This window comes from Bacteroides sp. ET71 (assembly GCF_023336905.1).
Classification (GTDB): domain Bacteria; phylum Bacteroidota; class Bacteroidia; order Bacteroidales; family Bacteroidaceae; genus Bacteroides.
This window is the reverse complement of the sequence record NZ_JAMBLS010000014.1, coordinates 54,431-66,634: the sequence shown is the minus strand read 5'-3', so window position 1 is coordinate 66,634 and position 12,204 is coordinate 54,431. Positions and strand designations below refer to the sequence as shown.

7 protein-coding genes are annotated in these 12,204 nt (G+C 59.1%); all 7 read left to right on the top strand.

Features of this window, described 5'->3' with window-relative positions:
* Window positions 1-19: 19 nt before the first annotated feature.
* The 7 genes from M3090_RS09155 (at window position 20) to nusA (ending at window position 12,189) form a co-directional block, all read left to right on the top strand.
* Window positions 20-2,995, top strand: coding sequence for a SusC/RagA family TonB-linked outer membrane protein (locus M3090_RS09155; RefSeq protein ID WP_249055448.1), 2,976 nt, complete (start codon window positions 20-22; stop codon window positions 2,993-2,995).
* A gap of 146 nt (window positions 2,996-3,141) precedes the next feature.
* Window positions 3,142-4,725, top strand: a complete 1,584-nt coding sequence (locus M3090_RS09150) for a RagB/SusD family nutrient uptake outer membrane protein (RefSeq protein WP_249055471.1) — start codon at window positions 3,142-3,144, stop codon at window positions 4,723-4,725.
* Between the two features lie 42 nt (window positions 4,726-4,767).
* Entirely contained in the window at window positions 4,768-6,471 is a 1,704-nt protein-coding gene (locus M3090_RS09145; RefSeq protein WP_249055445.1) for a DUF5114 domain-containing protein, read from the top strand.
* Between the two features lie 86 nt (window positions 6,472-6,557).
* Window positions 6,558-7,634 carry an arabinogalactan endo-beta-1,4-galactanase gene (locus M3090_RS09140; protein ID WP_249055443.1) on the top strand — a complete coding sequence of 359 codons (1,077 nt, stop codon included), beginning with the start codon at window positions 6,558-6,560 and terminating at the stop codon, window positions 7,632-7,634.
* 21 nt (window positions 7,635-7,655) lie between these two features.
* Window positions 7,656-10,133, top strand: a complete 2,478-nt coding sequence (locus tag M3090_RS09135; RefSeq protein WP_249055441.1) for a glycoside hydrolase family 2 TIM barrel-domain containing protein — start codon at window positions 7,656-7,658, stop codon at window positions 10,131-10,133.
* A 317-nt stretch (window positions 10,134-10,450) separates the two neighbouring features.
* Window positions 10,451-10,918 (top strand): ribosome assembly cofactor RimP, encoded by a 468-nt coding sequence (gene rimP / locus M3090_RS09130; RefSeq protein WP_249055438.1) that lies wholly within the window; start codon window positions 10,451-10,453, stop codon window positions 10,916-10,918.
* Window positions 10,919-10,923: 5 nt separating this feature from the next.
* Window positions 10,924-12,189 (top strand): transcription termination factor NusA, encoded by a 1,266-nt coding sequence (gene nusA, locus M3090_RS09125; RefSeq protein ID WP_249055436.1) that lies wholly within the window; start codon window positions 10,924-10,926, stop codon window positions 12,187-12,189.
* The last annotated feature ends 15 nt before the right edge of the window (window positions 12,190-12,204 follow it).

Sequence of the window (12,204 nt, the reverse complement as noted above, 5' to 3'; positions counted from 1 at the left end):
TAAAACACCAATGTTACTTATGAAGAACAAGTTATGGAATGTAGGCGTGACACAACGGCTGTGCTTGTGCTTGTTGTGCATCGCTTGGTTGGGAATGGCTCCTTCGCTTTGGGCTCAGGGCGGAAGAGAGGTTTCGGGACATGTGGTCGACGAGACCGACGCACCCATGATTGGAGCCAGTGTGACGGCGAAGGGAACTTCGACCGGTGTGATTACGGATTTGGAAGGGAACTTTGTCCTGAAGGTGCCCGACGGAACCCGCGAACTACAGATTTCTTACGTGGGATACCACACGCTCGTGGTGCCTGTCCCTGCCGACGGACGCGTGTTTGCGAAGTTGCAACCTGACACGCAGGTATTGAGCGACGTGGTGGTGATAGGTTACGGTACGACGCGTAAGAGCGACCTGACCGGCTCGGTCACCAACGTGAAGAGCGAAGACTTCAACGCCGGCCTGATTGCTTCGCCCGAGCAGTTGATTAACGGAAAGGTGAGCGGTGTGCAGATTATGAGCAACAGCGGTTCGCCCACGGCAGGCAGCACCATCCGCATCCGTGGAGGTGCCTCGCTGACGGCCTCCAACGACCCGCTCATCGTGCTGGACGGAGTGCCCCTCGAGACAGGAGGCATCAGCGGAAACAGCGGCAACTTCCTCTCGCTCATTAATCCGAACGACATCGAAAGCATGACCATCCTGAAGGACGCCTCGTCGACGGCCATCTACGGTTCGCGTGCCTCGAACGGAGTCATCATCATCACCACCAAAAAGGGGAGCAGCGGCCGCCTGAAGGTTTCGTTCAGCACCACGCAGTCGCTCCAGACCAAGACGGCTCTGACGGACATGCTGACTTATGACGAGTTTGTCAACGTGGTCAACACACAGGGCAGCGCTGCCCAGCGAGCCTTGTTGGGCACTGCCCGTACCGATTGGAACGACGAGATTTACCGCCTGGCCTACGGCACGGACAACAACCTGAGCGTTTCGGGGCGTGTGGCCGAGAATTTCCCCATCCGCGCATCGGTGGGCTACTATGTGCAGAACGGCCTGCTTGATACAGACAAGGCGAAGCGCCTGACAGGGAGCGTGTCGCTCACTCCGAGCTTTTTCGACGACCACCTGAAATTAACATTGAACGTGAAGGGCTCGCTCAACAACAACCGCTTTGCCAATACAGACGCCATCTGGAACGCCGCCACGTGGAATCCCACACTGCCGGTTTACTCGGGCAACGACACCTTCGGCGGATACACGGAAGCCACGGACAATGTGGGCCAGTTGGTCAATGGCGGTACGGTGAACCCGGTAGGTGCTATCAAGCAGTACAAGTCGACCAGCCGCGTGTCGCGCTTCGTGGGTAACTTTGACGTCGATTACAAGATGCACTTCCTGCCCGAGCTGAAGTTCCACGCCACCTTAGGTTATGACCATGCGAAGGGGCAGGGCGAGATTTACGTGCCGGCCTACGCCGCCCAGTACGCCACCACCCATGGCCGTGACTATGAGTACGGTCCTCAGAAGAATGTGAACCGCCTGCTCACCACCTACTTGAACTACAACAAGTACTTTGAGAGCTGGAAGAGCAACGTGGACGTTACTGTCGGCTATGACTATCAGTACTGGAAGACGACGAGCCCGGCGTATGACGAGCTTGATACCGAGGGCACAGCGCAGAACACCATCGCCGCTTCCGACCAGCGTCACGTGCTTCTGTCGTACTATGCCCGTCTGAACTATTCGTTCGACTCGCGCTACATGCTGACGGCCACCGTGCGCCGCGACGGCACGTCGCGCTTCAGTCCGGACAACCGTTGGGGCACCTTCCCCTCGGTGGCCTTGGGTTGGCGCGTGACGGAGGAAGACTTCCTGAAAGACAATCCCGTGCTGAGCAACCTGAAGCTGCGCGCCAGCTACGGCGTGACCGGCCAGCAGGAAGGTATCGGCAACTACAACTACCTGCCGGTCTATACCATCAGCCAGACCGGGGCAGAGGCGTTGTTCGGCACCCAGTACCATTACACCTATCGCCCGGAGGCATACGTCTCCGACCTGAAGTGGGAGACCACCACGGCCTGGAACGTGGGCTTCGACTTTGGATTCCTGGACGACCGCATCACGGGTAGCTTCGACTACTACACCCGGCAGACCAAAGACCTGCTGGCCACGGTGCCTTCGCCCGCCGGGGTGAACTTCGACCGCAGTATCTTGACGAACGTGGGAAACGTGGACAGCCAGGGCTTCGAAGTGAGCTTGAACGCTACCCCGGTCAAGACCGAGGATTGGAACTGGGACGTCAGCTTCAACATGACGTGGCAGAAGATGAAGGTAAAGAACCTGTCGTTGGTGCAGGGCGGTGCCGCCACGAACATCGAGGCCGGGGCATGGATAGACGGCCATTGCGTGCAAGTGCTGAGCGAGGGCTTCGAACCGTACATGTTTTATGTGTACAAGCAGCTTTATGACGAGGCTACGGGCCGACCCGTGGAAGGGGCTTACGCCGACCTGAACGGCGACGGAGTCATCAACTCCAGCGACCGTTACCGTTACAAGTCTCCGACGCCCGACTTCATCTTCGGCTTCAGCACCTCGCTCAACTGGAAGAAGTGGACGCTGAGCACCAGCCTGCGGGCCAACGTGGGCAACTACGTGTACAACGGCATGGCCATGAACACCGGCGCCTGGGAAACGATGAGCTACAACACCTATCAGTTGAACAACCTGCACCACAGCTACCTGGAGACCGGCTTCCAGAGCCGCCAGCACCTGTCGGACTACTACGTGGAGAACGGCTCGTTCCTGAAGATGGACAACCTCTCCCTGTCCTACAACTTCGGCCGTGTCTGCCGGTGGTTCGGCCTGAGCGCGAGCCTGCTGGTACAGAACGTGTTCTGCATCACGAAATACTCCGGCGCCGACCCCGAAGTGCCCAGCGGCATGGACGCCTCGTTCTATCCGCGTCCGCGCACCTATTCGCTCACGCTGGGCTTCGACTTCTGACAGGCCCTTGCTTCTTCCGAACACGGGGCCGCCTCCGTCCGCACTGCGGGCACGGCTCTTGCGGACGGGAAGCAACGCTGCCGCGAAACATTGAAAAACAATCGTTTAGAAAGAAACAAATATCATCTTAACAACAGATACCTATGATGAAAAAGATATTCCATACGCTCAGCCTCGCCCTGCTGTCGGCAGGCGCAGTGCTGACCACCTCGTGCGTGGGCGACCTCGACCAATTGCCCCACATCGAGCAGACCTCGAGCACGGTCTATACTTCGGTCGACAACTACAAGGCCGTCCTCGGCAAGCTCTACGTCTCCTTCACCATTGCGGGACAGGAGAAGGGCGGCGGAAAAGCAGACCTCACTTCCAATAAGGGTTGGGACTATATGCGTAACTACTTTAACATGCAAGAGTGCGGCACGGACGAGGTCGTCTACACTTGGCTGGCCGGTGACAACATGACCGGGCTGACCTACCTCACCTGGGACGCCAACGACCTGCTGGTGTCTGACATGTACTACCGCCTGTTCTACAACATCGCCCTCTGCAACGAGTTCCTGCGCAACGCGACCGACGAGCGCATCGCCTCCTTTAGCGAAGCCGAGCAGGAAGAAATCAGGCACTACCGCGCCGAGGCACGCTTCCTCCGCGCCCTGGCCTACTACCATGCGATGGACCTCTTCCGCAACATCCCCTTCGTGACGGAGGCAGACCCCGTGGTCGGCTACGTGCCGCCGCGCTACACCTCGGCGCAAGTCTTCGCCTTCGTCGAGAGCGAGCTCCAGGCCATAGACGGCGACCTGCTCGACCGCACCGCCTGCGAGTATGGCCGCGCGTGCCGGCAAGCCGCCTATGCCCTGCTGGCCCGCCTTTACCTGAACGCCGAGGTCTATACCGGCGAAGCCCGCTGGACGGACTGCATCACCTATTGCCACCACGTAATGGAGGCCGGCTACGAGCTGGAAGAAGACTATGCCAAGCTGTTCAACGCCGACAACCACCTGCGCACGAACGAAATCATCTTCGCCTTCCCCGTCGACGCCCTCCACACCACGTCTTGGGGAACCACCACTTACTTGATTTGCGGCGCCATCAACAACGCCTCCGATACGCAGAATCCGGCCGACTACGGGGCCGTGTCCGGCTGGGGTAACTTCCGTATGCGCGGCGAACTTCCCTCCCTCTTCTCCGACGGCGACCGCCGCGCCATGTTCTACACCGAAGGACAGACACTGGACATCGACGTCGTCGAGAACCAGGCCTACGGCTACCTCTCCGTCAAGTGGACCAACCTGACCGACGACGGACAGGCAGCCTCGAACACCACTTCCGACGGAGCCAGCACCGACTTCCCCGTCTTCCGCCTGGCCGACGTCTACCTCATGCTGGCCGAAGCCGTCGTGCGCGGCGGGCAGGGAGCCACGGCCGCCGAAGCCTTGGGTTGTGTGAACCAGGTGCGCGAGCGTGCCTATGGAGACACGTCGGGCAACATCGTCGAAGCGCAGATGACTACGGACTTCCTGCTGGACGAGCGTGCCCGCGAGCTCTACACCGAGTGCGTGCGCCGCACCGACCTCATCCGCTACAACCGCTTCACCACAGCCGACTACCTGTGGCAATGGAAGGGAGGCGCCCGCGACGGACAAGCGGTGGACGGCAAGTTCAATTACTATCCCATCCCCTCTACCGAGCTGACCGCCAATCCGAACCTTTATAACGAAGGATATTGACGCTTCGTCCTTTAATCTGTTAAACAATAAACAAAGATTGACATGAAAACATTCTTACGAAACACGTTCTTCTTCCTGCTGCCTCTGCTGGCAGTGACCGCCTGCGAGAAAGACGAAGACAAACTATACCTGAACAGCATCGAACCGGGCCAACTGGTCGCTTCGTCGGACGCTGTTGTGCTGACGCAAGAACGCAGCGACGAAATCGTCCTGTCCCTGGCCTGGTCCACCGACAACCTTGCCGTGAGCGACCCTGCTCTGTCCGCTCCCGATGGTCTGATGAGCATGAGCCTTGAAGCCTCGACCGACGAGAACTTCTCTTCCGTGGTCGAAACCTCCGAGACATCCTATTCCAAGGCGTACACCGGCGCCACGCTGAATGCCCTGGCCCGGAACGTCGGTGCCGAAGTAGGTACGGCTACCTCTGTTTACTTCCGTTTGGGCGCGCGTTCCGGGGCTAACATGCAACCGGTGTACACCAACACCGTGGCCGTTGTCGTCACGCCCTACGAGATAGACATGAGCCGTCTGTACGTGCTGGACAGCTCGCAGGCAGAGACAGGCATGAACCTCTACTCGCCGCAGTCCGACGGTCACTACGAGGGCTTCCTCGGTGTTTCGGGCTGGTACAACTTCTACCTCCGCGAAGGCGACGGCCGCATCTGGGGCGCCGCTCCCATCGACGACAATCCGTTCACGCTCTCCGAGGCAGAGAACAAATGGAATCTTTGGTTCCCGGAACCTTCCGGTTGCTATTACGTCGTGGCCGATGTGAACGAGGCATATTGGACCGCCCTGTCGCTTCCGGCCCTGACGTTGGAGGGAGACATCGCGGGCACGCCCGAGTTCGACCGCCCGAACAACCGCTGGACGCTTGTCTTCCAGGCCGCCGAGGCAGGCACGGCCCGTATCCGCCTCTCGGCTGACGGGAGCTTGTACGACAGCACCAGCGCCACCGACGATGCGGCTGCGAAACCCACGTCCATCTCCTTCGCACAGGAGGGCGATGCCCTTGTCTTGGCCGACCAGCCCGGAGACATTGCCGTAGATATCCCTGAGGCAGGCGAGTGTACTTTGGTTATCGACCTGAGCGACCCCGCACACTGGACAGCCACCGTGCAGAGCGGTAGCGGCAGCGGGGAAGTGACCGCCAATCCGCTGGTCTTCCTTCCCGGAGTGGACGACCTGACCAGCGGCGCCTGGACGTTCGACAACTACCTGCGCCTGTACGATGCGGCTACGCAGTCGTATGCGGGTGTGGCCAACGTCAACTCGGAATGGGGCTACCAGATTGCCATCGAGCGCGACAACTGGAACGACTATTATGCCCTTGGCGAAGGCGATGCCTATGCGGGCACGCTGCTCTTCAAGAGCACCGCCAATCTGCCGGCTCCCGAACCGGGCCTGTACTTCATGAACGTCTCGCTGGGCGCCCTGACCTACAGCCTGACGGCGGTGCAAGAGGTGGCCTGCTGTGGCTTCAACGACAACTGGGACTTGCAATCCATGACTGCTTCGGACACGCCGGGTGTCTACACCGCTACCGTCGAAATTACGGGCGAGACACCGTGGGGATTCCAAATCATACTGAATGAAGATTGGGGCTTGGCCTTGGGAGGCGGCGATGGCATCCTGGTTTACCAGGGTGCGGACGATGTGCCCAACATCCCCTTCAGCGGAGAGAATGGCACTTACCTGTTGACGGTCGACTTGGTGCAAGCAACCTACACGATGACACTTCAATAGGTTTATATACCCGGGCAACGGCGCGAGGCGTGCCGGACGCCGTTGCCACTTTTACTTATTACCTTTAAAAAGAAATATACGACGATATGAAACTGAAACATTTATTCTTGTCGGGCCTGCTGCTGTTGGGGGCAGCCGCCTGCAACGACGATAACGATGCTCCCGTCTTTCCCGAGGACCCCGTCTACGACATGAGTGGTTTTGCCAAGGGAGCCGATGTAAGCTGGTTGACGCAAATGGAGGCGTCCGGCGTCCGGTTCTATACGGCCGACGGGCGTGACACCGAGTGCATGACGCTGTTGCGCGATTTGGGTTTCAACGCCATCCGCCTGCGCGTGTGGGTAAACCCTGAAGACGGTTGGTGCAACCGGGAAGACGTCTTGGCCAAGGCCTGGAGGGCGCATCAGTTGGGTTATAGGTTGATGATAGACTTCCACTACAGCGACACGTGGGCCGACCCGTCGGCGCAATACAAGCCTGCGGCCTGGCAGGGCTTGACGTTGGACGAACTGCATGCCGCTATCCGTGCGCATACTTTGGATGTGCTGGAAGCGCTGAAGGCGCAAGGCATCACGCCCGAATGGGTGCAGGTGGGCAACGAGACGGGACCCGGCATGTTGTGGGACGAAGACCGCGAACTGAGCGGCGCTACCTACGATGTGCAGGTCAACGGCTTGACTTATCCGGCAAATACAGTTAACTTTGCAGCGTTCATCCAGACGGGCAGCAGCGCCGTGAAGGAAGTGTTCCCGGAGGCCAAAGTCATCGTGCATCTGCAGAGCGGTGACGACAACGGCCTGTTCCGTTGGGTATTCGACATTTTGCGCGACAACGGGACAGACTACGACGTCATAGGCATGTCGCTCTATCCCGACGCAGACAACTGGCAGGACATGGTCGCCGCTTGCCTGGCCAACATGCAGGATGTCTCCGCCCGTTACGGCAAGGAAGTGATGGTGTGCGAGGTGGGGATGAACTGGGATGAGGCCGACGCTTCGCTGGCTTGCCTGACGGAGCTGTTGGCACGTTGCCGCGAGTTGCCCGCCTGTCTGGGTGTGTTCTATTGGGAGCCCCAGTCGTACGCCGGGTGGAACGGTTATTTCAAGGGGGCTTTCGACGACAGCGGACGTCCCACCATTGCGTTGGATGCTTTTAAAAACTGAATCTTATAAATAGATGTAACGATGAAAAAACCTGGTTTGCTCCTGTTGGGAGTGTGGATAATGGCTGCCTTGTCCGTGCAGGCACAGCGCACGGTGCAGTCATTGGAGAAAGGTTGGAAGTTCACGAAAGGCGATGTGCCCGAAGCGGTGTCCCCTTCGTTCGATGACAGCGGTTGGCAGGCGGTCAGCGTGCCGCACGACTGGGCCATCTACGGGCCGTTCAGCCGCGACAATGACCTTCAGAACGTTGCCGTGACGCAAAACTTCGAGACGGAGGCTTCGGTGAAGACGGGGCGCACCGGCGGCCTGCCCTACGTGGGTGTCGGGTGGTACCGCACCACGTTCCGGGTGCCCGAAGGTCGGCGTGCCACTTTGTTGTTCGACGGCGCCATGAGCGAGGCGCGGGTCTACGTCAACGGTCAGGAGGCCTGCTACTGGCCGTTCGGCTACAATGCCTTCCATTGCGACGTGACGCCTTTGCTGAACAAGGACGGGGGCGAGAATACGCTGGCAGTCCGGCTGGAGAACCGTCCGCAGTCTTCCCGTTGGTATCCCGGGGCGGGGCTGTACCGCAGGGTGCGCCTGGTGCTGACGAACGACGTGCACGTACCCGTCTGGGGCACGCACATCGTCACGCCGTATGTCAGCCGCGACTATGCTTCGGTGAAACTTCTCACCAAGCTGGACGGTGCCGATGGCCGTGACGTACGCATCGCGACCGACATCATCGGTCCGGACGGCCGCGTGGTGGCCACGAAAGACCATACGCGCCGGGTGAACACGGACATCCCCTTCGAACAGAATTTCCTGGTGGAGCGGCCGCAGCTCTGGTCGCCTGAGACGCCGCACCTGTACCGGGCCGTGTCGCGTATCTATGTGGGGGACGAGCAGGTGGATGAATATACCACCCGCTTCGGCATCCGCAGCATCGGGGTGGTGGCCGACAAGGGATTCGTGCTGAATGGCAGTCCGAGGAAGTTCCGCGGCGTGTGTAACCACCACGACCTCGGTCCTCTGGGCGCGGCGGTCAACGTGTCCGCCCTGCGCCGCCAACTGACGCTGCTGAAGGACATGGGTTGCGATGCCATCCGGACGTCGCACAACATGCCGGCCGACGAACTGGTGCAGCTTTGCGACGAGCTGGGCTTTATGTTGATAGTGGAACCGTTCGACGAGTGGGACATCGCCAAGTGTGCGAATGGTTACCACCGCTTCTTCGACGAGTGGGCCGAGCGCGACATGGTGAACATGCTGCATCACTTCCGCAACAACCCGTCTGTGGTGATGTGGAGCATCGGCAACGAGGTGCCCACGCAGTGCGAGGACGAGGGCTACAAGGTGGCCGCGTTCTTGCAAAACATCTGCCACCGCGAAGACCCCACCCGTCTGGTGACGTGCGGCATGGACCAAGTGTCGTGCGTGTTGGACAACGGCTTTGCCACGCTGCTCGACGTGCCGGGCTTCAACTACCGCACTTTCCGCTACCTGGAGGCATACCGCTTGCTGCCCCAGTCTGTCGTGCTGGGTTCGGAAACTGCGTCTACGGTAAGCTCGCGCGGCGTGTACAAGTTTCCCGCGCTTCCGAAGAAAGACGCGAAGTACCTCGACCACCAGTCGTCGTCCTACGACTTGGAAGCGTGCAGTTGGTCGAACGTGCCCGACGAAGACCTGGCCCTTGCCGAAGACTATCCCTGGACGATGGGGCAGTTTGTCTGGACCGGTTTCGACTACCTGGGCGAGCCTTCGCCGTATGACACCGATGCCTGGCCCAACCACAGCTCGCTCTTTGGCATCATCGACCTGGCTTTCATCCCCAAAGACCGTTATTACCTCTACCGCAGCCAGTGGAACCGGGAAGACCACACGCTGCACGTCGCCCCGCACTGGACGTGGCCGGGACGCGAGGGCGAGGTGACCCCTGTTTTCGTCTACACCGACTATCCCGAAGCCGAACTTTTCGTGAACGGCAAGAGCCAGGGCCGCCAACGCAAGCTGACTGCCGAACAGAGCCGGGCTCTGGAGGCGACGGACTCGCTGGCCCTGCAACGCCGCTTCCGGTTGATTTGGGACAGTGTGCGCTACGAACCCGGCACGCTGGAGGTGGTGGCCTACGACGCCACAGGCCGGGCGGCCGACACGCTGGCGGTGCACACCGCCGGGCGGCCCCATCATCTGGAGGTGGTGGCCGACCGCACCTGCCTGTCTCCTGACGGCAAGGACTTGGCCTACCTCACCGTGCGCGTGGTGGACAAAGACGGCAACCTCTGTCCGACAGACGGCCGCCTGGTCAGCTTCCGGGTGAAAGGTCAGGGCTCGTTCCGCGCCGCGGCCAATGGCGACCCCACCTGCCTCGACCTCTTCCACCTGCCCCGCATGCACGCTTTCTCCGGCCAGCTCACCGCCATCGTGCAGAGTGGCGAAGCGGAGGGAACCATCGAGTTCGAAGCACGCGCCCCGGGTGTCCGCCCCGCCCGCCTGACGCTGGAGTGCCGCCGCTGACGGCCGGTGTCCGCATCCTTTTCCCGCAGGATTCCTTCCACATGCCGGAGGGCAGTCCTGCGGTTTTTTCATGCCCTTCCGCAAGCGCTGTGGCCCGTCCGCACACGAAGCGCGCTTCTTCCGCACACGAAACACGGCTCTTCCGGATGCGGGACAAGGCCCTGAAACATCGTTCTTTGTGTCGTTTCCCCGTCTTTTCGCGCTTTTTTTTCCTAATATTTTGCAGTCGGACGGATTATTATTATCTTTGCAGCGGATTGGATGATAGGGGAGGGGCGACAGAGCTCCTCTTTTTTGTTCCTTATGTTTGTTAATCTATGATAGAAAAGAAAACTGTTTGCCAAATCGTTGACGAATGGCTGGAGGGGAAAGACTACTTCCTGGTAGAAGTGACCATCGGCCCCGACGACAAAATCGTGGTGGAAATAGACCACAAAGAGGGAGTTTGGATAGAAGACTGCGTGGACCTGAGCCGATACATCGAGTCTCGCCTGAGCCGCGAACAGGAAGACTACGAACTGGAAGTGGGTTCGGCCGGCATCGGACAGCCCTTCAAGGTGCTGCAACAATACCTCATCCATGTGGGCGAAGAAGTGGAAGTCTTGACGAAAGACGGGCGCAAACTGCACGGCGTGCTGAAAGAGGCCGATGCCGAACACTTCACGCTGACGATACAGAAGAAAGTGAAGGAAGAAGGAGCCAAGCGCCCCAAGATGGTGGACGAAGACCTCGCTTTTTCCTATGACGACATAAAATATACTAAATACGTAATCAGTTTTAAATAAAGACTATGGCCAAGAAAGAAGAAACAATCAGCCTGGTGGATACCTTCGCCGAGTTCAAGGAGTTGAAGAACATCGACCGCGCCATCATGGTGAGCGTACTGGAAGATTCCTTCCGGAGCGTCATCGCCAAGATGTTCGGAACCGATGAGAATTACGTCGTAATCGTCAACCCGGACAAGGGAGACCTGGAAATATGGCGCAACCGCGAGGTAGTGGCCGATGAAGACCTGACCAACCCCAACTTGCAAATATCACTCAGCGAGGCACAGAAGATAGACGCTTCCTATGAGGTGGGCGAGGAAGTGACCGACGAAGTCAACTTTGCCAGCTTCGGGCGACGCGCCATCCTCAACCTGCGCCAGACGCTTGCCTCCAAAATCTTGGAACTGGAGAAGGACACCCTCTACAATAAGTACATTGACAAGGTGGGCACCATCGTCAGTGCAGAAGTCTATCAGATATGGAAGAAGGAAATGCTCCTCATGGACGACGAGCAGAACGAACTCCTGCTGCCGAAGACCGAACAGATACCCAGCGATTTCTACCACAAGGGAGAAACCGTCCGTGCCGTCGTGGACCGCGTGGAAAACAAGAACAACAACCCGAAAATCATCCTGAGCCGCACCTCGCCCGTCTTCCTGCAACGCCTCTTCGAACTGGAAGTGCCCGAGATTAACGACGGACTCATCACCATCAAGAAAATCGCACGCATCCCCGGCGAACGGGCCAAAATAGCCGTCGAGAGCTATGACGACCGCATCGACCCCGTCGGAGCCTGCGTCGGCGTCAAGGGAAGCCGCATACACGGCATCGTACGCGAGCTGCGCAACGAGAACATCGACGTCATCAACTTTACGAACAACACGCAACTGTTCATACAACGCGCCCTGAGCCCCGCACGCGTCTCTTCCATCCGTATCAACGAAGAAGAGCACAAGGCCGAAGTCTTCCTGAAGCCCGAAGAAGTCTCGCTGGCCATCGGTAAGGGCGGACTCAACATCAAGCTCGCCAGCATGCTCACCGGATACACCATTGACGTCTTCCGCGAGGTAGACAACAGCGTACCGCAGGAAGACGAGGACATCTACCTCGACGAGTTCCGCGACGAGATAGAAGGATGGGTTATCGACGCCATCAAGGGCCTCGGCATCGAAACGGCCAAAGCCGTGCTGAACGCTCCGCGTGAAATGCTCATCGAACAAGCCGACCTGGAAGAAGAAACCGTCGACGAGGTTATCCGTGTACTGAAAAAAGAATTTGAAGAAGAGTAACAGAACGTGCTCGTC

Excerpts from the sequence above, each read along its gene's own strand:
- M3090_RS09155 (WP_249055448.1), top strand. The coding sequence starts at position 20 with ATGAAGAACAAGTTATGGAATGTAGGCGTGACACAACGGCTGTGCTTG.
- M3090_RS09150 (WP_249055471.1), top strand. The coding sequence starts at position 3,142 with ATGAAAAAGATATTCCATACGCTCAGCCTCGCCCTGCTGTCGGCAGGC.
- M3090_RS09145 (WP_249055445.1), top strand. The coding sequence starts at position 4,768 with ATGAAAACATTCTTACGAAACACGTTCTTCTTCCTGCTGCCTCTGCTG.
- M3090_RS09140 (WP_249055443.1), top strand. The coding sequence starts at position 6,558 with ATGAAACTGAAACATTTATTCTTGTCGGGCCTGCTGCTGTTGGGGGCA.
- M3090_RS09135 (WP_249055441.1), top strand. The coding sequence starts at position 7,656 with ATGAAAAAACCTGGTTTGCTCCTGTTGGGAGTGTGGATAATGGCTGCC.
- rimP (WP_249055438.1), top strand. The coding sequence starts at position 10,451 with ATGATAGAAAAGAAAACTGTTTGCCAAATCGTTGACGAATGGCTGGAG.
- nusA (WP_249055436.1), top strand. The coding sequence starts at position 10,924 with ATGGCCAAGAAAGAAGAAACAATCAGCCTGGTGGATACCTTCGCCGAG.